19 protein-coding genes are annotated in these 20947 nt (G+C 63.6%); 5 read left to right on the forward strand and 14 right to left on the reverse strand.

Annotated elements, in window-relative coordinates; genetic code table 11:
- Positions 1-101 precede the first annotated feature (101 nt).
- Together ACFPN5_RS08565 and ACFPN5_RS08570 are read right to left on the reverse strand one after the other, a co-directional pair.
- A complete protein-coding gene (locus tag ACFPN5_RS08565) occupies positions 102-2249 on the reverse strand; it encodes a M3 family metallopeptidase (protein WP_379782125.1) in 2148 nt (715 codons plus the stop codon).
- Positions 2250-2419: 170 nt separating this feature from the next.
- Positions 2420-3220: a DUF6624 domain-containing protein gene (locus ACFPN5_RS08570; protein WP_379782127.1), complete on the reverse strand. Its 801-nt coding sequence runs from the start codon at positions 3218-3220 to the stop codon at positions 2420-2422.
- A gap of 118 nt (positions 3221-3338) precedes the next feature.
- On the opposite strand from ACFPN5_RS08570, the gene ACFPN5_RS08575 reads away from it, so the two are divergent.
- Entirely contained in the window at positions 3339-4253 is a 915-nt protein-coding gene (locus ACFPN5_RS08575) for an alpha/beta hydrolase (protein ID WP_379782129.1), read from the forward strand.
- Between the two features lie 68 nt (positions 4254-4321).
- On the opposite strand, the gene ACFPN5_RS08580 is transcribed toward ACFPN5_RS08575, so the two are convergent.
- The 3 genes from ACFPN5_RS08580 to ACFPN5_RS08590 all read right to left on the reverse strand — a co-directional run bounded on the left by ACFPN5_RS08580 (position 4322) and on the right by ACFPN5_RS08590 (position 6095).
- Positions 4322-4720 (reverse strand): hypothetical protein, encoded by a 399-nt coding sequence (locus ACFPN5_RS08580; RefSeq protein ID WP_379782131.1) that lies wholly within the window; start codon positions 4718-4720, stop codon positions 4322-4324.
- A 48-nt stretch (positions 4721-4768) separates the two neighbouring features.
- A complete protein-coding gene (locus ACFPN5_RS08585) occupies positions 4769-5377 on the reverse strand; it encodes a hypothetical protein (protein ID WP_379782133.1) in 609 nt (202 codons plus the stop codon).
- Between the two features lie 568 nt (positions 5378-5945).
- A complete protein-coding gene (locus ACFPN5_RS08590; protein ID WP_379783101.1) occupies positions 5946-6095 on the reverse strand; it encodes a lmo0937 family membrane protein in 150 nt (49 codons plus the stop codon).
- 255 nt (positions 6096-6350) lie between these two features.
- Here ACFPN5_RS08590 and ACFPN5_RS08595 point away from each other — a divergent pair, with 255 nt between their 5' ends.
- The gene (locus ACFPN5_RS08595; protein WP_379782135.1) at positions 6351-7721 is read left to right on the forward strand and encodes an FAD-dependent oxidoreductase; all 1371 of its coding nucleotides are present in this window, start codon (positions 6351-6353) and stop codon (positions 7719-7721) included.
- Here ACFPN5_RS08595 and senA read toward each other — a convergent pair.
- From senA to ACFPN5_RS08615, 4 genes are all read right to left on the reverse strand, one after another.
- A complete protein-coding gene (gene senA / locus ACFPN5_RS08600) occupies positions 7647-8846 on the reverse strand; it encodes a selenoneine synthase SenA (protein ID WP_379782137.1) in 1200 nt (399 codons plus the stop codon). The two genes, ACFPN5_RS08595 and senA, sit on opposite strands and share 75 nt — an antisense overlap.
- Positions 8847-9002: 156 nt before the next feature.
- On the reverse strand, positions 9003-10148 hold the full coding sequence (locus ACFPN5_RS08605; protein WP_379782139.1) for an acyltransferase family protein: 1146 nt from the start codon (positions 10146-10148) through the stop codon (positions 9003-9005).
- 32 nt (positions 10149-10180) lie between these two features.
- Positions 10181-10387 (reverse strand): SlyX family protein, encoded by a 207-nt coding sequence (locus tag ACFPN5_RS08610; protein ID WP_379782141.1) that lies wholly within the window; start codon positions 10385-10387, stop codon positions 10181-10183.
- 31 nt (positions 10388-10418) lie between these two features.
- The gene (locus tag ACFPN5_RS08615) at positions 10419-12500 is read right to left on the reverse strand and encodes a UvrD-helicase domain-containing protein (RefSeq protein WP_379782143.1); all 2082 of its coding nucleotides are present in this window, start codon (positions 12498-12500) and stop codon (positions 10419-10421) included.
- A 69-nt stretch (positions 12501-12569) separates the two neighbouring features.
- Between ACFPN5_RS08615 and modA the strand changes: the two genes are divergently transcribed.
- From modA to ACFPN5_RS08630, 3 genes are read left to right on the forward strand one after another with little or no spacing between them, the layout of a single operon-like run.
- Complete coding sequence (modA, locus tag ACFPN5_RS08620) at positions 12570-13340, forward strand: molybdate ABC transporter substrate-binding protein (protein ID WP_379782145.1); 771 nt, start codon at positions 12570-12572, stop codon at positions 13338-13340.
- Complete coding sequence (modB, locus tag ACFPN5_RS08625; protein ID WP_379782147.1) at positions 13337-14035, forward strand: molybdate ABC transporter permease subunit; 699 nt, start codon at positions 13337-13339, stop codon at positions 14033-14035. Before modA ends, modB begins: the two co-directional genes overlap by 4 nt.
- A gap of 56 nt (positions 14036-14091) precedes the next feature.
- Entirely contained in the window at positions 14092-14577 is a 486-nt protein-coding gene (locus ACFPN5_RS08630; protein WP_379782149.1) for an SRPBCC family protein, read from the forward strand.
- Positions 14578-14607: 30 nt separating this feature from the next.
- Here ACFPN5_RS08630 and ACFPN5_RS08635 read toward each other — a convergent pair whose 3' ends face one another.
- From ACFPN5_RS08635 to udk, 5 genes are all read right to left on the reverse strand, one after another.
- On the reverse strand, positions 14608-16047 hold the full coding sequence (locus ACFPN5_RS08635; RefSeq protein WP_379782151.1) for a dihydrolipoyl dehydrogenase: 1440 nt from the start codon (positions 16045-16047) through the stop codon (positions 14608-14610).
- Between the two features lie 46 nt (positions 16048-16093).
- Complete coding sequence (locus tag ACFPN5_RS08640; RefSeq protein ID WP_379782153.1) at positions 16094-18112, reverse strand: primosomal protein N'; 2019 nt, start codon at positions 18110-18112, stop codon at positions 16094-16096.
- A gap of 578 nt (positions 18113-18690) precedes the next feature.
- A complete protein-coding gene (gene hemE / locus ACFPN5_RS08645) occupies positions 18691-19773 on the reverse strand; it encodes a uroporphyrinogen decarboxylase (protein ID WP_379782155.1) in 1083 nt (360 codons plus the stop codon).
- Positions 19774-19906: 133 nt separating this feature from the next.
- On the reverse strand, positions 19907-20263 hold the full coding sequence (locus tag ACFPN5_RS08650; RefSeq protein WP_379782157.1) for a translation initiation factor Sui1: 357 nt from the start codon (positions 20261-20263) through the stop codon (positions 19907-19909).
- A gap of 11 nt (positions 20264-20274) precedes the next feature.
- Positions 20275-20916: a uridine kinase gene (udk, locus tag ACFPN5_RS08655; protein ID WP_379782159.1), complete on the reverse strand. Its 642-nt coding sequence runs from the start codon at positions 20914-20916 to the stop codon at positions 20275-20277.
- Positions 20917-20947 lie beyond the last annotated feature (31 nt).

Below are 20947 nucleotides of genomic sequence, written 5' to 3' on the forward strand. Positions count from 1 at the left end.
TGTTGCTATTAAAATGCAAAAATTCATGCGCCACCGCGGGTAGCGGCGGCGCAGGTCTTTGCGGTGAAAATGTGAATGCGGCTGACGGATCAGTTCCCCGATCAGTTGCCAGTAAGCCCCCGGCGCTCGAGCAGCGGCTCGATGACCGGATCGCGTCCGCGGAAATTGCGGAACAGGTCCATCGCCTCGGCGGTACCGCCGCGCGACAGCAGGGTCTTGCGGAAATGGTCGCCGTTCTTGCGCGACAGGCCGCCGTTCTGCTCGAACCACTGGACCGTGTCGGCGTCGAGCTTTTCGCTCCACAGGTAGGCATAGTAGCCGGCCGAGTAACCGCCGTTCATCGAGTGCGAAAAATACGTCGTGCGGTAGCGCGGCGGCACCGGCGCGAAGTCGACGCCGGCTTCCTTCAGCGCCTTGGCCTCGAAGGCCAGCACGTCGGTCGGGACCTGCGCCGGCGTCAGCTGGTGCCAGCGCTGGTCGATCAGCGAGGCGGCCAGGTATTCGCTCGTCATGAAGCCCTGGTTGAATTTTTTGGAAGCGACGACCTTGTCGAGCAGCTCCTTCGGCATCGGCGCACCGGTCTTGTGGTGCTTGGCGTAATTGGCCAGCACTTCCGGCCAGATCGCCCACATCTCGTTGACCTGCGACGGATACTCGACGAAATCGCGCGGCACGTTCGTCCCCGAGAAGTACGGGTATTTCACGTTCGAGAACATGCCATGCAGCGCGTGGCCGAATTCGTGGAACATGGTGCGCACTTCGTCATAGGTCAGCAGGGCCGGCTCGCCCGCGGCGGGCTTCGGGATGTTCTGGTGGTTGCCCACGACCGGGAGGCGGCCCAGCAGGTGCGACTGCGACACGTATTCGTTCATCCATGCGCCGCCCTGCTTGTTGCCGCGTGCGTAGGGGTCGAACAGGAAGATCGCCAGCGGCTTGCCGCCGGCGTCGATCACGTCGAACACGCGCACGTCCGGATCGTACACCGGCAAATCCTTGCGTTCCTTGAAGGTGATGCCGTATTCCTTCGTCGCCGCGAAGAACACGCCGTTCACCAGCACGTTGTTCAACTCGAAATAGGGGCGCAGCTGGTTTTCGTCGAAGTTGTACTGGGCGGCGCGCACCTTGTCGCTATAAAAGGCCCAGTCGTGGGCGGCGATCTGGAAGCCCCCCTTCTGGGCGTCGACGATGCGCTGCATCGCGGCCGCTTCCTTCTTCGCGTTGCCGATCGCCGGCTTGGCCAGTTCCGCCAGCAGTTTATTCACGGCGGCCGGGTTCTTCGCCGTTTCCAGTTCCTGCGAATAGGCCGCGTAGTTCGGGTAGCCGAGCAGGACGGCGCGTTCGGCGCGCAGCTTCGCCAGTTTTAACACCAGCTCGCGCGTGTCGAATTCGCCGCCGCGGCTGCCGCGGTTCATGGATGCCGCCTGCAGGCGCTCGCGCACGGCGCGATTCGTCAGGCTCGCCAAGGGCGGCTGGATAGTGGTGTTGGCGAGCGTCAGGACGTACTTGCCGTCCATGCCGCGCTTCTTGGCTTCCGCGGCGGCGGCGGTGAGCTCCGCATCCGACAGGCCGGCCAGCTCGGCGCGGGTGTTCACGACCAGCGCCGAGGCGTTCGCTTCCTTCAGCACGCGCTGCGAGAAGTCCGACTGCAGCGAGGCGATCTGGCCGTTGTAGCGTTTCAGCTTTTCCTTGTCGGCGTTCGATAACTTGGCGCCGGCGCGCACGAAATCCTTGTAGTAGCGCTCGAGCAGATACTTCGATTCCGCGTCCAGGCCGAGCGTATCGCGCTTGGCGTGCAGCGTTTCGACGCGCTTGAACAGTTTCGGGTTCAGGAAGATCGCGTCGTTGTGCGCCGCCAGCTTGGGCGACATTTCGCGGTCGATCGCATCCAGGCGGTCATTCGTGTTCGCCGTCTGCAGGTTCGAGAACACGGCAGCCACGCGCGCTAGCATCTGGCCCGAACGCTCCATCGCCACGATGGTGTTCTCGAAGGTCGGCGCCTTCGGATTGTTGGCAATGGTCGCCGCTTCGCGCAGTTCTTCGCGCATGCCGGCCGCGTAGGCGGGCAGGAAGTGCTCGTCCTTGATCTTGTCGAAGGCCGGGTAGTTGAGCGGCAAGGTGCTCGGTTTGGCGAAGGGATTCGATGCGTCGAGCACCGTGCCGGCGCCGGTAGGTGCCGCGGCGGGTGCTGCCAAAGCGGTCCCGGCGAATGCCAGGCTGGCTGCGATGATGAGCATTTGTGGACGTTTCATGGTCTCTCTCATGAACTCGAAAGGGCTGCCCGCGGGATCGCCGCCGACAGGTGCGCGCCAGATGATATCAGGCTTATTGCCGCGTCGGCACGCCGGAAACAATCGCATACAAACTTGTATAGACAGGCGCACCTGCCTCTCTCCCGCCCGCGCTGTTGCTCGCCTCGCCGCTAGTTTTCCATGGCTTTGCGATATTCCTCAAACGGCCCCAGCCCCATGGTGGCGCGGCGCTCGTCGAGCTGCGCCATGTCCTCGATCGGGAACGCAACCATGCGGCCGTCTTCGGCCCTTCGGAACTGACTACCGTAGAGTTGCTTTTTCCCGTCATTGGTGAGGACCCGGTCGATCGACAGGGCGAGATTGCCCAGGTCCATCTCGTTTTTGTCGGCCGCTGCCCGCATCAGGACCAGGCAACGCTTCAAAAAGGCGGGCGTGCCATGCTGCGCGACCAGCCACGCGCTATTGGCCGCCTTGGGACCGACCTGCGAGATCAGGGGCCAGCCCTTCTCTTCGATGATGCGCCCCAGGCGCGCTTCGCGCACGCGGTCTTCCACCTCGAGCTGTTTCCAGAATGCCTTGTCCGGGGCGGCCGGCATGTTGGTTCGCTTTTCCTGGTCGAGCTCGCCCATGCGGATCAGTTCCTGCGCCAGGGCCGGCTCTGGCACGCGGGCCGGATAGAGCAGGAAGTCGAGTGCGCCGGGCTTTGTTGGATCGGGGATGTATTTCGGCGCGGCCTCCCATTCTTTCGCCACCAGGCGCAGGCGGTAGAGACCGGTGTCCGGCAAGGTAATGCGGTAGCGGCCGTTGTCGACCGTGCCGGCGATCGTCGGCAGCTTGTCGGCCCGGTCTGCCAGCACCTCGATCTCGGCTGGCAGGGCGCCAGTCGGGCTGTGGATCTTGCCGCTCAGTTCGGCAGCAAGGGCGCAGGGCGCCAACCATGGCAGGACAAGCAGGAGCAGGGAGCGGAGCACGGCAGGAATCCTTATCTTTGGTAGCGGAATGGTAGTAACGCGAAATTAACAGATTGCAGATTGGAAAGCTATAATCGGGCTGCTTGCACATCCACCGCCACGCCAACGGAGTCACCATTTGAACAAGCTCTGCTTCGCCATTGCCCTGCTGTGCGCTGTCGGCGCAGCTTCCGCCCAGACGGCCTCTGCCCCGGCGCCCGCCGCCCAACCCTTCGTTCTCGACAATACCGAAGTGCGCGAGGTCCGCGCGCCAGCCCTGAAGCGCGACTACCAGGTCTACGTCGCCCTGCCCGACTCCTACCGTGACACCACGCGCCGCTATCCGGTGGTGTTCGTCACCGACGCCAACTACGCCTTCCCGATCGTGCGCAGCATTGCCAGTCGCCTGACCAGGCATGCCGGCATGGAAGAGACGATCGTGGTCGGCCTGTCGTATGCGAAAGGAGATACCGGCGTGTTCAGCCGCCGCCGCGACTACACCCCGACGGTGCCGCGCAAGCACGACTGGCGCTCGGACATGCCGGGCCGTGCCATCGCCCTCGGCGAGGCACCTGCTTACGCACGCTTCCTTGCCGAAGACGTGCTGCCCCTGATCGCAAAGCACTACCGCGCCGACATGAAGCGCAAGTTTTTTGTAGGGCACTCCTACGGCAGCCTGCTCGGCCTGCAAATCCTGCTCACCGAACCGCGCATGTTCGAGCACTACATCCTCGGCAGTCCCTCGCTGTGGTACGACGCGGGCGTGATGTTCGCGCGCGAGCAGGCCTATGCCGAGCGTCACCGCGACTTGCAGGCGACGGTGTTCTTCGGGATCGGCAGCCTGGAGACGCTGGCGCCCGGCAAGAAACGCTCGCGCGCGGAAAACGATGCCGACATGGTGGCCGACCTGCTCGACTTCGACGGCGCCTTGAAGGCGCACCGCTACCCCGGCCTGCGCACGCAAGTCAAAGTGTTCGCGGACGAAGACCATGCGAGCGTGTTTCCGTTCGTCGTCACGCATGGCTTGCGATCGGTGCTGCCGTCGAAGAAATGAGGTGTTGCAGTGTCAACCGCCTGCGTCCGACCCGAAGCGGGCGGAATGACACGACTCTCGTCGTCGGGTCATTCCATGTCGTTTTGTAGTGGTCCTTTGAAACGCTTTGGTCTCGGAACGAGATTGCGACGCGCTTTTCGCAGCAGAACAGACATCTGCTGGGGTGCGTTCATCCCTTTCAAAGAACGGAACTTCAATGTCCTGCCGACATAATCGGCTAACGGAGCGTCGGGAATCTTTTGCCAGGAATTCTTTCCCGTTTTCCGGACTACCGGGTCTGCCTCGTCAAGAACGACAGCCGATCTGGCGGTGGCGACGTTTTGCGCATGCCGCAGCGATCTGCTTGCCAATGTCTTCCTGGTTGCGATGGCCTTTCGGCTCAGGGAACGGGACTCTGCGACAGTATTTCGCCGGTCCTTTTCGTAGCGCAAAACTTTTTTCTCCTGCGGAGTCAGGAAGCGTTTCATGGGCATGTCGTTTTCATGTCGTTTCAGCACAGTCTTCAGATGATGTGATTACATCAAATCAGGCGAAGGCGGGTAGAAAGACTGGACATTCGTTCCTGGATGGCCATGCCAAAGGCTTAAGTCCTCTATCCGGGTTTTTCGAAGGGTGCAGTCGGCTTTCAAAACCAAATCTCTTTTCTGCTTCGTGGCTCCATGTTCTCCTATGGCATCTTGAGAATAATGGAGCCTGAGTCCATCTTTGTCTCTTCGGATGCGAACGCTCTGCACTGGACGTACAGTCCAGTGATACTCCCCCTTCGTCACAAATCCGGAGTTTCCCTCCGAGTGGAAACTATCGATGACGGGCAGCTTGTATTCCCTGCCAAGCTTCATATCCGGTGGCAGTTCGGTCAGCTCGATCGTCGTCTTCACGAAAATTTGCGCATCCGGTGGTAGTTGCGCGCCATCAAAGCGGCGAATTGCGATGACCGCATGTCTACCCGGGCCGATTTGATGGCCGCGGTTAGCGCTCCCGAACTGCCGCATTGCCGGGGTGTTGCGAGAGACAATTCGTGCATCGTCGACCCATACACATTCCGTTTGCCCTATGCCTTCGCTCGCGCTGACATGCGCAGCGCACGACAACACGCTACACATCAAGCCTATTTTTTTGATCATGGACTGCCCTGTAGTGCATCCACATTACCGGTGTCGCCGTGCACGCTTCCCAGCCATGAGGGGTCCAGCACAACGAGACACGCCTGATGCGCTTCACGTGCTTGTGCTGGATTTTTCATCGTTCACCGGAATATGTTTTGCGCTTGTACCCGACTTGGTTTGGGAAGCCATATTTTTCTGTCGTAAACACGTGGATGTCGGGAAATATACTCCCCTTTCCTTCTCGTTGGCAGCGGCCCGACCGTGCACGGCGCAAGGGAAATTTTGTGGGGCCGTGAGCAGGGATATGCGGCGCCTCAACGAGATGCACGGGCGACGGTGTTCTTCGGGATGAGCGGCAATGAGAGGCTGGCGCCAGGGAAAAAACGTTTGCGCGGAAGAATATGCCCACATGGAGCCGACGTGCGCGACTTCAATGGCGCCTTTAAAGGCTCGCTGTCCGGGATTGCAAGACACACGTGCCTAGCGCGGGGCAGCCTGGCTTCGGAACCCGGACGCAGCCTGTGGAAGCGTCAGATTTGCCAGGACTGCCCGGTCTCCAGACTCGGCATCTGGAGTGATGTGACGACTAAAGAACTTTGCGCCCACTGATGACGCGGATCAGAATGACCACGACGGCGACGACCAACAGGATGTGGATCAGTCCACCTGCGGAGAAGGAGGTGACCATGCCGAGAAGCCACAGGATGACGAGGATGATAGCGATGGTATAGAGCATATTTAACTTTCTGGTGAGGGTGAGCCGGTTTAGGGAAAGGCCTGGTGTCTCTCGCCCGTCCATGAGATCTATCTTGCCGATGAACTCCCCATCCATCGGTGCGTTTCCGAACGGAACACTTGTTTTTATAATAATTTTAAAAACGGTCTGATCACTGTTTGTTGACGCTGCTTTCATGTTATCGAACGCCTGGGAACGAGCCGGCAGCGCATTGCGTACGTGTTAGCATCGCGATTTCCCAATCGTCCTTCTTCCATGCTTCCCACCTTCCGCCCTTCATATGACGCCATCGTCGTCGGCAGCGGCCCGGGCGGCGCGAGCACTGCGCGCGAGCTGGCCAAGTGCGGCATGCGCGTGCTCGTGCTGGAACAGGGCGGCGCCGAACCGTTAACAGGCACCGTCACGCAGATGGCGGCGATGGCCGCCGTTCCGGGCAAGGGCGCCTTCCTCCATCGCGACGCTTCGCTGCTGGTGGCCGGCATCACGGCCGGGGGCAGCTCGGCCATCAATTTCGCTACCGCCGCCCCGCCGCCGCAGGCGCTGTTCGACCGCTACGGCATCGACTTGGCGCCGGCGCTGGCGCAACTGCGCGCCGAACTGCCGATGGCGCCCCTGCCCGATGCGCTGGTCGGCCCGATGGCGGCGCGCATGATGGCAGCGGCGCGCGCCCTGTCGCTCGACTGGCAGAAACTTGACAAGATGATCCGGCCCGCGGCTTGCCGCAGCGGCTGCTGGCGCTGCGTCTACGGTTGTCCGTTCGGCGCCAAGTGGACGGCGCGCGATTTTCTGGATGAGGCCTGCCGGCTTGGCGCGCAGCTGGTCGACCGCGCCCGGGTGCTGCGGGTCGTGGTGCAGGATGGGCGCGCAGCGGGTGTCGAGGTGGAAGTCGGCGGTCAGCTGCATACGGTGTCGTCGCCGCTGGTCGTGCTGGCCGGCGGTGGCCTGGGCAGCCCGCGCTTGCTGCACAGCTCGGGCCTGGGGCCGCACCACGCTCCCTTCTTCAGCGATCCGGTGGTGGCGGTGATGGGCAGCGTGGACGATATCGATGGCGGGGCCGAGGTGCCGATGGCGGCGGGTTTGAGCCTGCATGACGAGGGCGTCGCGCTGGCCGATTTGACTTTGCCGCAGCCGATGTACGCGGCCTTTGCGGCGCAGGTCGGCCGCGTCGACCGCCTGTTCGCGCACCGCCGCACCTTATCCATGATGGTCAAGATTCGCGACGAGATCGGCGGCAAGGTGGGTCCGCGCTGGGCGGATAAATCGCTGCAGGCGAGTGACCGGCAGAAGCTGGCGCGCGGCGTCGGGATGGCGAAGGCGATCCTGCGCGAGGCGGGTGCGCATCACATTTTTAAATCCTGGCATTTTGCGGCGCATCCGGGCGGGAGCGTGCGGATCGGGAACGGGGTCGATGCGGATTTGCAGACGACAACGCCGGGGCTGTACGTGTGCGATGCGTCGGTGATTCCGGAGCCGTGGGGCTTGCCGCCGACGCTGACCTTGCTGTGTCTGGGCAAACGCTTGGGGAGCCGGCTCGGCCAGGAACAAACGGGCTTACAGGGAGCAGGTACGAAAGCCCACGAAAATATCATCGCGCCCAGGGGCATAAAAATTACGGAACTGCGGTGAGCGCAGGCGCATCGGCGTCGCGAACGAGGCTCCGCGCAGGCTCTGGCATGTGCCGAACGACGGCGCCGAGTATTCCCGGTAGCGGTCTGCGATGAAGCCGGCATGGGGCAAAAAGGGCGAGGCCGTCCATTCCCACAGCCGGCCCCAATCGAAGCCGGGGCGGCCTGATGCCGCCGCGACTTCCCATTCGTCTTCGCGCGGCAGGCGCCTTCCGGCCCAGCGGCAGTAGGCTTCGGCCTCGTACAGGCTCACGTGGCGTACCGGCTCGTCCGGATCGAGTGCGGCCTGGCTGCCGAAGCGCACGGTATGCCAGTCATCGCCTGCCCTGTCGTGCTCCAGGTAGCGCTGCCAGTAGCGTGGCGCCAAGCGTTCGTTTTCCCTCAGCCATGCTTGCCCGGCCGCGCTCCAATATGCGGGGCGCCGGTAACCGCCGTCGCCCATGAAGGCGAGGTAGGCTGCGTTCGACACCAGCGCTGCATCGATCGCGAACGGGTCGATCCGGCACGGCGCCGGTGGCCTTTCGTTGTCGAACATGAAGCCGGCATTCGCTTCTCCGCCGCACAGGAAAGCGCCGCCGGTAAAGACAAGCTCGCCGGTGGCCACAGGCGCCGGTTTTCCCAAAACAGGAAACGAAGCGGGCGCCGCCGCGCCCAGCGTCTGCAGGGTATACAGCAGGGCTTCGCCATGCATGTCCTCGTGCGCCAGCGCCAGGCGGAAAGGATAGAGGGCCGCGTCGTCCTGCGGCGCGTTCGCGAGCCGCTCGCGGATCGCGTCCAGCACCTCGCGGCAATAGCGGGTCAGGATGTGCGGGGGCGGCAGGCCGAGCTCCCAGCGACTGCCGTGGGCCACCGTGTTCGAGTCGAACCAGCGGTCGCCATCCTTCAATAGCGAGGGCGTGCTGCTGGTGGCGTCGCGCAGGACAAACCATTCGGCAAACCAGGCGACGTGCCCCAGCTCCCATAGCGGCGGATTCAGGATGGCCAGGCGCGGCACCCGTGCCTCCCGGTCGTGGCCGGCAGCGGCCAGGGCCTCGAACAGGGCCAGCGTGTGCCGGCGCGCGTCCTGCAAGGCGGCGTCCAGCGCGCCGCCGCCCATCTGGCGAAACGATGCATGCTCAGTGCTCATGCATCCATTGTAAGCTTGATCAATAATGCGGCGGCCGCTCGTTGGTCGGATTCGTAGGGTGGGCTCTTGAGCCAACGCGGTTCGGCGCATGCAGGTCGAAACAGGTGGCAAAGCCCGAGATGCACGCTTACCGTTTCCGATCACCTGTGCGGCCCATTACGGCACGACCGCGTGGGCGGAGCCTGCGCGGCCCGACCGCACCCTACCAACCCCATCTGACAGCAGCAGCCGGTCGCGCAAGCGCAGGAAGGGCCGTTCGACCACCAGGTAAAGCAGCGTGGCGACCGCCAGCGAAGCGGCGAGGTACACCGCCAGCGCCATCGGGCCTGCACCCGCAAGGGCGTCGCCGAACTGCGCGCGCACCACGTGAAAGGTCGCCTTGTGCGTCAGGTACAGGCTGAACGAGATGGCCGCGAGATACGCCGCACCAGGCACCCGCAAGCGCCCGAACCGGCTACGCCCGGTGGCAGCGGCAAGCACGAGGCAGCCGAAGCTGGCCGCCACCAGCGGAAACACGACGATGGCCCCGAAATGGCTGTCCAGTTTGATGCGCATCGCCAGCGCCAGGCCGGCCAAGCCGGCGGCCAGGAAGAGCGGACTCCAGCGTGTCGCCCTCTCCCACCAGCTACCCCGGAACACCTGCACGGCCGCCAGCATCACACCGGCCAGCAAGCCATCGAGCCGGGCCCAGGTCGGGTTGTAGATGAGGGAGACGTAGCGCACAAAAAAGCCGTTTTCGCCGGCCACGCCAAGGTAGGGTTCAACCTCGGCTTGCCACAGCCAGCCACGCAACAGCATGCCGCCAACCAGCAGCGCCAGCGCAAGGGCGGCGGTGCGGCGCGTGCCCGGATAGCGCCCCAGCAGCCAGACGACGGGCGGCAGCAGCAGGTAGAAATGCTCTTCCACGCACAGCGACCACGCATGCGAGAACGCGAGCCGGCCGGCGTCGGGCACCAGGTTCACGGTAAAGGTCAGGAACTGCCAGAGCGGGCGCAGGCCGGCGCTTTCGCGCACTGTCGGCAGCATCGCGTAGAGGGCGAGCACCGCCAGGTAGGCGGGCAACACGCGGAAGGCGCGGCGCAGCAGGAAAAAGCGCCAGGACGGTCGATTGCCTTCCGCGTAGGGCCGCAGCACTTGGGCGCCGATGAGGTAACCGCTCAACACGAAGAACAGGTCGACGCCCATCCAGCCGTGATGGACGATGCCTGGCAGCGCGACGCCGTAGCTGGCCACGTGGTACAGCATGACCCAGCCGATCGCGAGCGCGCGCAGCAGGTCGAGGCCGGGTTGACGATGCGTCAAAGGTGAATGGACCGGCACCCCAGGCACCGTTATCAATAATGCGGCGGCCGCTCGTTGGGCGGATTCTGCTGTCCCGCCTCGCGCAGCGTGCGCAGGTGCTCGCCCAGCTTGTTCACCATGGCTTCCAGCTGGTCGATGCGGCGCGCCTGCTGATAGACGGTCGTGTTCAAAGAATCGACCAGGTCTTCCATGTGCCCCAGCTTGATTTCGATATCGACAAAACGGTCTTCGTGTTCCACGGCGGTTCCAGGCAGGTTCAAAGTGGCGGCATTATGACATCAGCTTGCCGGCATCCGGCTTCGGTGTCGCCAACAAGGCCTTCAGGCTGGCCAGGCGATCCTTCGGGGTGATGACTTCCGATTCCATCGGCGCCGCAGTGCCCTCGTCGAGCGCCATCTCCTTGATGAAGCGCGACGGGTCGCAATGCACGAGTTCGCCGGCGCGCTTTCTCTTCTTGCACCAGGTGACCTGCAGCGTGCGCTGGGCACGCGTGATACCGACGTACATCAGGCGCCGTTCTTCCTGGATACGGGCGGCGATCTTTTCGATCGGGTCGTCCGGGTCGCCCTTGTGCGGCAGGATGCCCTCTTCCACACCAACCAGATACACGTGCGGATACTCCAGGCCTTTCGAGGCGTGCAGGGTCGACATGCGCACGGCGTCCTGCTCCTCGTCCTGGCCTTCCAGCATCGACATCAAGGCCACCATTTGCGTCAGTTCCAGCAGGTTCTTCTCTTCGCCGGTTCCGTCGCGCCCACCGTTGCCGCGTTCCTTCAGCCAGTTGGTGAACTCCATCACGTTCTGCCACTTGCCTTGCGCCGCGCGGTCGTCGAAGTTCTCGTACAGGTAGTGCTCGTAGTTCATCTCCTTCATCATGTCGTCGAGCACCTCGGCTGCGTTTTCGCCGCTGCCGGATGGGCCAGGGCGGCTGGCGCGCGACTCGAGGTCATTGATGAAATGACAGAAATCGCGCAGCGGATGCAACTGGCGGTCCGCCAGCTTGGCCTCGATGCCGCCCTTGAGAGCCGCTTCGAACAGCGAGCAATTCCACTGTTTCGAGAATTCCCCCAGCACTTCGAGCGTCGCCATGCCGACCCCGCGCTTGGGCGTCGTAACGGCGCGGATGAAGGCCGGGTCGTCGCCCTCGTTGGCGATCAGGCGCAGGTAGGCGATGATGTCCTTGATCTCGGCCTTGTCAAAAAAGCTCTGGCCGCCCGAAATCGTGTACGGGATGCGTTCCTTGCGCAGCGCCTGCTCGATGATGCGCGCCTGGTGGTTGCCGCGGTAGAGGATCGCGAAATCCGCCCATTTATTTTTGCGCTGAAAATGGTCCGATGAAATCATCATCGCCACCTGGTCGGCTTCCTGCTCGTCGCTCTGCATGCCGAGCACCTTGATCGGCTCGCCCAGGCCGTGCTCCGACCACAGCGATTTTTCGAAAATCTTCGGGTTGTTGCCGATGACGGCATTCGCCGCCTGCAGGATGCGCGTGGTCGAGCGGTAGTTCTGCTCGAGTTTGATGACGCGCAGGTCCGGGAAGTCGGTCTGGAGCGTCTTCAAATTTTCCACCGAGGCGCCGCGCCAGGCGTAGATGGCCTGGTCGTCGTCGCCCACGGCGGTGAACATCGGTTTCTTGCCGATGCCCGTCACCAGCAATTTGACGAGCTCGTACTGGCAGGTATTCGTGTCCTGGTACTCGTCCATCAAGAGGTAGCGCAGCTTGCGCTGCCAGCGGTCGCGGATCGACTCGTTGTTGCGGAACAGTTCCACCGGCAGGCGGATCAGGTCGTCGAAGTCGACCGCCTGGTAGGCGGCCAGCGTGGCGACATAGCTGCGGTAGATGCGGCCGGCCTGGGCTTCATCCTCGTCTTTCGCGGCATTGATCGCGTCTTCCGGGTCGACCAGGCCGTTCTTCCACAGCGAAATGGCATTCTGGATGCGCCGGATTTCCTGCTTGTCGGTGGTCAGGCCAAGGTCGGACACGATCGTGTAGCAGTCGTCGCTGTCCATGATGGAAAAGCGGTCTTTCAAACCGACGCCGGCCGCCTCCTGGCGCAGGATTTTCACGCCGAGCGAGTGGAAGGTGGAGACCGTGAGTTGCTTGGCCTGCTTCGGCTGCTTTAACAGCTTGGCGATGCGCTCCTGCATCTCGAGCGCGGCTTTATTCGTGAAGGTCAGTGCGGCGATCGTGCGCGGATCGTAGCCGCGGTCCTCGATCATGTAGGCGATCTTTTGCGTGATCACCCGCGTCTTGCCCGAGCCGGCGCCAGCCAGCACCAGGCAGGGGCCGTCGAGGTAAAGCACGGCTTCGCTTTGCGGCCCGTTCAGGCCGAACTTTGGTGCGTTGGACATGGGAAATATTCTTGAAGACAGCCGAGCATTGTAGCGAAGCCACCCGGGCTGCGCGCTACAATGTTCAGCATGAAAAAATTGCTTATTTTGCTGCTGGCTTGGACCCTGGCGCTGCCTGCGCAGGCGCGCCCGCTGCTGGTCGCTGCCGCCAGTGATCTCGGCTATTGTATCGACGAACTCGTCGGCGCGTACCGGAAAACGGCGCCCGATGCCGAGCTCAAGGTGTCGCTTGGTGCGTCTGGCAACTTTTTTGCACAAATTCGCAACGGCGCGCCCTTCGGCGTGTTTTTATCCGCCGACATGGACTACCCGCGCCAGCTGGCGAAGCTCGGCGCGGCCGATGGCGCCACCCTGACCCCGTATGCGTTTGGGCGCATCGCGCTGTGGTCGACCGATCCGCGGATCGACCCGGCGCGCGGGCTGGCAGCGCTCGTGCGTGACCCGCGCGTGCTGCGCGTGGCCATCGCCAACCCGGTCACCGCACCGTATGGCCGCGCCGCCAGGGCCGCCCTGGAACGCGACGGCCTGTGGACGGCGGTCCAGCCGAAACTTGTCGTTGGCGAAAACATTGCCCAGACCGCGCAATTCGTCCAGACCGGGAATGCCCAGGTGGGGATTGTGTCGTTCGCCACCCTGCATGCGACCAAGCTGAAGGGCGTCGGCCGGTATGCGCTGGTACCGCATGAAGGCCTGGCGCCGATCGAACAGGGCGCCATCGTGACGAAAGCCGGCGCGGGCAATCCGCATGCGGCCGGCTTCCTGCAGTACCTGTCCACACCCGAAGCCCGCGCCATCCTCGCACGTAACGGTTTCAGCCTTCCAGAAGGCGCGGCCCGATGACGGATTGGCAGTTCCCGGCCGAGCTATGGGACGCCATCGGCCTGACCCTGCGGCTGGCGGCAGTCACGTCCATCGTGCTGCTGGTGCTGGGCATTCCGCTGGCCAATTGGCTGAATAACAGCAAGATGCGCGGCATCATTTTTATCGAAACCCTGGTCAGCCTGCCGATCGTGCTGCCCCCCACCGTGATCGGTTTTTATTTGCTGATGCTGATGGCGCCGCAGCAGCCGGTCGGGGCGGCCTGGATGAATGTGTTCGGCCATCCGCTGCCGTTTTCCTTCGCCGGGCTGGTGGCCGGTTCCGTGCTGTACAGCCTGCCGTTCGCGGTGCAACCCTTCCAGGCGGCGTTTCGCGGCGTCGGGCGCGAGCTGGTGCAGTCGGCGCTGGCACTGGGATTAACGCGCCGCCAGACCTTCTGGGCGATCGTGATGCCGCTGTCGAAACACGGATTGCTCACCGGCGTCTCGCTCAGCTTTGCGCACACGATGGGCGAGTTCGGCGTCGTGCTAATGCTGGGCGGGAATATCCCCGGACAGACGCGGGTTGCCTCGATTGCGCTCTATGATGAAGCGCAGAAGTTGAATTACGGCGCAGCGCACGCATATGCACTGGTATTGCTGGCGATTTCGTTCGCCATCCTGATTGGCATTGCATTTTTACAGCGCAGGCAGAACGCGATCCTGCTGTCGAATTAAGTTCACCCCCTGGCGCGCCGCCAAGGTGGTACCACCCACTACGAGTACGAGAAACAATGATATTTGAACACCTGATTGAAATTAACGACCCGCTCAACCCGCTGCTCCACACGATCACGCGCGAGCAGCTATGGCGCGGGCTGGTGGTCCGCGCCGAGTCACCGAAGCTGTTCATCCCGCACCTCGACGAGTGCACCATCGGCGACCGCGACAGCGGCGTCTTCAAGCGCCGCCTGCGTTACGGCGACCTGATCGTCGAAGACACGGTCGTGCTGACCCCGCTGCAGGAGGTGCGTTTCGACGTGCCGGCGCAAGGCGACATCAGCGCCTCGAGCCTGACCATGACGATCGAGGCGCCGGACGAATTCCAGCTGTTCGTGCGCTTTTGTTACGACGACGGGATGGGCGAGGCGCTGGACGCTGCGACCGAAATGTATGCCGAGTTCAAGAAGTCGGCCTACCAGGAGGCCGATATCGACACGGTGCGCATCGTGCGCCAGATGGCCGAGCAGGGCAAACTGGATGCGAGCTATTTGAACTGACGGCGGGCGGTTGCGCCGCGGGTTCAAGGCTTACGTTCCCGGCTCCGAATCCGCCGCATCCGTGTGGCTTGCCCCTTTCGCCAGGTCCGCTGCCAGGTCGCGCAGCGCCGTGCGCACGCCTTCCTCGATCACGGGATGGTAAAACGGCATGTCCAGCATCTGCGGCACCGTCAAATGCGCCTGCACCGCCCAGGCCAGCAGGTGCGAGATATTCTCGCCGCGCGGCGCGATCATCTCGGCGCCGAGGAAGCGGCAGGTGCCGTACTCGGCATACACCCGCAGCATGCCCTTGTTCTGCAACATCACCCGGCTGCGCCCCTGGTTCTCGAACGACACCTTGCCGATCGCGAACTTCGGGCGTCCGCCCTCGCACAGGGTCCGGTAGTTCTTGCCGAGCGTCGCGATGTTCGGCTCGGTGAACGCGATCCCGAGTGGCGTGCGCCGCAGGCCAGGCCGTACGTCAGGGTAGCGTCCCGCGTTTTCGCCGGCGATCTTGCCGTGGTCGGCCGCTTCGGCCAGCAGCGGCAGCTCGTTGTTGGCGTCGCCTGCAATGAAAATGTGGCTGTTCCCACACTGCATGGTGCGGCTGTCGAACACGGGCACGCCGTTGTCCTTCAGCTCCAGCCCGGTTTCCTCCAGCCCCAGGCCGCCCACGTTCGGCGTACGGCCCGTCGCTACCAGCACGTACTGGAAGCGCTCGCTCGTTTCCTTGCCCAGCGCGTCGCGCGTGGTGAGCAGGACCTCGTCGCCCTGCTGCTCGGCACGCACCACTTCGGTCTGGAAACGCAGGTCGAGTTCCTCGCGCAGCGTGCGCATGGCCACGTGCAGCACCTCGGGGTCGCTCAGGTGGGCGACGCTGCCGCCGCGCGCGAAAATGCTCACGCGTACGCCAAGGCGGCTCAAGGCCTGGCCCAGCTCGAGCCCGATCACGCCGGAGCCGATCACGGCCACCGAGCTCGGTAAATCGTCCCAATAAAACACGTCGTCGCTGGTGACGATGCCGGGGCCGACGTTTTGCAGCTGCGGCAGCACCACGGGTGTGGAGCCGGTCGCAATCACGATGCGGGCGGCTTCGACTTCGGTATCGTCGTCGATCCGCAGCGTGTGCGGGCTGGTAAAGCGGGCGTGGCCGCGAATCCTGTCCTCTTCCGGGAAGCCCTCGACGCTCTCGAGGACAAAGCCGACGAAACGGTCGCGCTCGCGCCGCACGCGCTCCATCACGGCCCGTCCGTCGATGCGTTTTTCGCCCGGATGCACGCCGAAGCCCGGCGCCACGTCGAGCATGTGGGCAGCATCGGCGGCGGCAATCAGCAGTTTGCTCGGCATGCAGCCGACGCGGGCGCAGGTGGTGCCGTAGGCCCCGCCTTCGATCACGACCGTGCGCGCGCCTTGCGCATGGGCCGCGCGGTAGGCCGACATTCCGGCGGTGCCGGTGCCGATGACGGCGACATCAACTTGCAGTTTTTTCATGTTCTTTCCCGTGTATCTTCCGGCTTCACGATACGCCGTTTTCTAATCAAATGTCGAGCGGGTCCACTTCCAGCGACCAGCGCACGCGCGACTTCATCGACCGCAGCAGGGCCAGCCACTCCTTGAGGAAGGCCTGCAGCGCCGGACGCGAGTTCGATTCGACCAGCAGCTGGGCGCGGTCGACGTTATATACGCGCGTCATCGTCATCGGGATCGGGTCGTTGAGCGTGACGGCCTCGCTCGGCAGGATGTCGCGTGCTTCCTCCAAAAAGGCGACGGCGACCGCCAGCTCCGGCGCCTCGGCGCGCAGCAGCGCCTGGTACATGTAGGGCGGCAGCGCGGCCTGGTGGCGCTCTTCCAGCAGGTTCATGGCGAAGCGGTCGTAGTCGTGGCGCACCACGGCCGAATACAGCGGATGCTGGGCGTAGCGCGTCTGGATCAGCACTTCGGAGGCCAGGCCGGCGCGACCCGCGCGCCCCGCCACCTGCATCAGCTGCGCGAACAGGCGCTCGCTGGCCCGGTAATCCTGCGAGAACAGCGCGGTATCCGGGTTCAGGATGCCGACCAGGGTCAGCTTTTTGAAATCGTGGCCCTTGGCGACCATTTGCGTGCCGATCAGGATGTCGACTTCGCCGCGGTGCACGGTGTCGAACGCTTCCTGGGCGCTGCCCTTCTTGCGGGTCGAGTCGGCGTCGATGCGCAGGATGCGCGCTGCGGGGAACATCGCCGATAGCCCCTCCTCGAAGCGCTGGGTGCCGCGCCCGAGCGGCTGCAGGTCGACGTTGCCGCAGGTGGGGCAATGGCGCGGGATGCGAAGTTCCAGGCTGCAGTGGTGGCAGCGCAGCCGGTGCTCGGGCTTGTGCAGCACCATGAACGAGGTGCAGCGCGTGCAGTTACTGATCCAGCCGCAGGCTTCGCAGGTGATCACGGGCGCGTAGCCGCGCCGGTTCAGGAACAGCAGCGACTGCTCGCCCCGCTCCAGGCGCTGGCGCAGCGCGGCCAGCAGGCCGGCAGTGAGACCTTCTTTTGGTTTATCGCGCTCCATGTCGAGCAGGCGCACGGTCGGCAGCACGGCGTCGCGCACGGCGCGCTCGCGCAGTGGCAGCAAGTCGTAGCGCCCGGTCTGGGCGTGGTGCCAGCTTTCCAGCGAAGGCGTGGCCGAGCCGAGAACGATCGGGATCGCCAGCTGGCGCGCGCGCCACACGGCCAGGTCGCGCGCCGAATAGCGCAGCCCTTCCTGCTGTTTATACGAGGGGTCGTGCTCCTCGTCGATGACGATCAGCTGCAGGTGCGGCAGCGACGCCAGGATCGCCAGGCGCGTGCCCAGCACGATGCGCGCCTGGCCCTGGTGGGCCGCGAGCCAGTGCAGCATGCGCTCGCCCTCGGACAGGCTGCTGTGCAGCGTGGCGAGCATCAGGCCCGGGAAGCGCGCACGGATGTTCCCTTCCAGCTGCGGGGTCAGGTTGATCTCGGGGACCAGGATCAGGATTTGCGCCTGCGGGTCGCGCGCCAGCACCTGGGCGCAGGCCTGCAGGTAGACCTCGGTCTTGCCGCTGCCGGTGACGCCGTACAGCAGCGCCGGCGTGAAGCCGACTGCGCCGCCGATGGCGTCGGCCGCCTCCCGCTGCTCCGTGTTCAGCGGCGGCATGCCGCTCGGGGACGGGTCGCCCGGCGGCGGCAGCTTCGCCATTTTTTTCAGCGCGCGGTCGAGGGCGACGGTGGTCGGCACCCGCAGGTTTTTCGGCAGCCCGGGCAGCGCCACTTCGCCCAGCGGGCGCTGGTAATAGTCGGCCGCGAAACCCGCCAGCGCCAGCCACTGCGGCGAGAGGGGCGCGAGCTGGCTGCGCACGGCAATCGCGTTTTTCAGCTTGTCGGCCGGGACATCGCTCTCGGCCACGATGGCGACGATCAGGCCGACGACTTCACGCCGCCCGAAAGGGACCAGCGCTAACTGACCCACCTGCGGGCCAACCTGCGGTGCAGCATCGACTTCATGCGGCCAGCGGTAGTCGAATACGCTGTTAAGCGGCGTGTCGAGCGCGATTTGAAGAATGCAGTACGACAATCTTTACCTTATACCTGAGGCTGTGGACAACTTTGTGGAGAATGAAGCGCTTGACCCGTGGAGAAGTTTACGTTAAGTCAAACCGAACCTTGTTCAATTAAAACCATGAGGAAATAAATCATGAAAATTCAATGACTTAGCGCCAGCAAAGTAGTCCACAGCAACTACCTTCCTCTATCGCAACGATTGTGTATAACTGTGTTTTTGCTTACGGTAAATAGCTGCGCGCCGTGACGATTTAAACAAGTATCTTCGATGCATACGATAAGTGCTTGTCAACGCTGGGGATTTTGCTGATGAGCCGTGCAGCCTGTTGATAACTTTGTGAACAAGGGTGCACAAGCGGTCATTTCTGTAACGTAAAATCCGCTGCCCGACAGTTATTTCTCCTCCATTGTCGAGATAAACCCCAGCGATTTCAACGGCTTAGCTCGCCCGGCAGGATACTGTACATGTCCACAGCCTCCATACTCATGGTTTTACAACATGTGAACAAGTGTGATTTTGCTGCGCTGCGTAATGCCGCGCAGCGCGTCAAACGGGCACGGCGAAGCCTGCTCCTGGCCTCGACCGCGGCTTTACACCGCGCGCTGGCGGCGGCTGAAGTTGTGCACTGCTTCCACCATCGCCGTCACCGATTCCGGCGGGGTGAATTGCGAAATGCCGTGGCCGAGGTTGAACACGTGGCCCGAGCCAGCTGCTGGCACGCCGTAGGCGGTGAGCGAGCGCTCGACTTCCGCGCGGATCTGCTCGGGCGAGGCGAACAGGATGGCCGGATCGAGGTTGCCCTGCAGGGCAACGCGGTCGCCGACCAAGGCGCGGGCGCGGCCCAGGTTCACGGTCCAGTCCAGGCCGAGGGCATCGGCGCCGATATCCGCCATTTCGTCGAGCCAGATGCCGCCGCCCTTGGTGAACACGATGGCCGGGATGCGCACGCCGTCCTTTTCGCGCTGGAGCCGGCTCAGGACCCGCTCCATGTAGCGCAGCGAGAACTCCTGGTAGGCGCCATCGGCCAGCGCCCCGCCCCAGGAATCGAAGATCATGACGGCCTGGGCGCCGGCGTCGATCTGCGCGTTCAGGTACTGGGCGACGGCGGTGGCATTGATGTCCAGGATGCGGTGCATCAGGTCCGGGCGCGCGTACAGCATCTTTTTGATGGTGTGGAATTCGCGCGAACCCTGGCCCTCGACCATGTAGCAGGCCAGCGTCCACGGGCTGCCCGAAAAGCCGATCAGCGGCACGCGGCCATTGATTTCGGTGCGGATCTGCGTAACGGCTTTAAAAACGTAGTCGAGCGAGGCCATGTCCGGCACCTGCAGCGCCATCACGTCACTTTCCGTGCGCAGCGGGCGCTCGAACTTCGGGCCTTCGCCGTCGGCGAAATACAGGCCCAGGCCCATGGCATCCGGCACCGTCAGGATGTCGGAGAACAGGATCGACGCGTCCAGCGGATAGCGGTCAAGCGGCTGCAGCGTGACCTCGGTCGCGTAGTCGGGATTCTTTGCCAGCCCCAGGAACGAGCCGGCGCGCGCGCGCGTGGCGCGGTACTCTGGCAGGTAGCGTCCCGCCTGCCGCATCAGCCACACCGGCGTGTACTCGGTTGGCTGGCGCAGCAGAGCGCGCAGGAAGGTATCGTTCTTGAGCGGGGCAAATTGTGGCATGGCTGACAATCGTTGGCGTCGGAGGACGGCTATTATCGCATTCTCGGGACGCGCCGGGCAGTGGCGCGCCCGATGGCTTCGGGTGCCGGCCTTCCCTGTTCAGGTCCGCTGCCGGCCCCGGCCCTGCAAAGCTTCAGCCACCGGCACGCTTCGGATGATGGCCATGCTTCCTGAGCGCTTCCATCACCAGCTCGCAGTGGTCGCCCTGCACCTCGATGACGCCATCCTTTACCGTGCCGCCTGAGCCGCATGCAGTGCGCAATTGCTTGCCCAGCAGCGCCAGTGCAGCGGCATCGAGCGCGAGCCCCTTAACGAGTGTCACACTCTTGCCGCCCCGGCCCTTGGTCTGGCGCGACACGCGCACCACACCATCGCCTGCGGCCACGGCCCTGGCCTTGCACACGCACCCCTCGAGGGGCTGACGGCATTCAGGGCACATGCGCCCGCCATCGGTGGAATAGACCAGACCGCCGTTTGAACTGCTTTTCATGTTTTGCTCGATCAGGACCGCTTCAACTGGTCGATGACGCTCGCCACCTTGGTGGTAATGACATCGACTGCCGGGCCATTCGCGCCGTGGGGCAAAATGACATCGGCGTGGCGCTTGGTGGGCTCGATGAATTGCTTGTGCATCGGGCGTACCGTTTCCAGGTACTGGCCGACGATGCTCTCTACCGAGCGCCCGCGTTCGTTGATATCCCTTTGCATGCGGCGGATGAAGCGAACGTCGGAGGCGGTGTCGACAAAGATCTTCAGAGACATCATGTCGCGCAAGTCCGCGTCATACAGGGCAAACAGGCCTTCGACCACGATGACCGGGGCCGGTTTGACTGGAATGGTCTTGTTGGAACGGTTGTCGATCGTGAAATCGTATTCCGGCATCTCGATCGCCTCGCCATTGCGCAAGGCCTGGACGTGCTGCACCAGCAGTGGCCAGTCGAACGCGTTCGGATGGTCGTAATTCTGCTTGCGGCGTACGTCAGGGGTGAGATCGGACTGGTCGCGGTAGTAATCGTCCTGCATCACGACCGAGACCACATCGGCGCCGAACGACGCGAGGACTTGCTGGGACACCGTCGACTTGCCACTGCCGCTTCCGCCAGCGACACCAATGACAAACGGAGGGAAGGAAATCTCATTCATTCCCGAATGATACCGGAGTGGGGACTGAACT

This window comes from Massilia niabensis (assembly GCF_042655085.1).
In the GTDB taxonomy this organism is placed as follows: domain Bacteria; phylum Pseudomonadota; class Gammaproteobacteria; order Burkholderiales; family Burkholderiaceae_D; genus Telluria; species Telluria niabensis.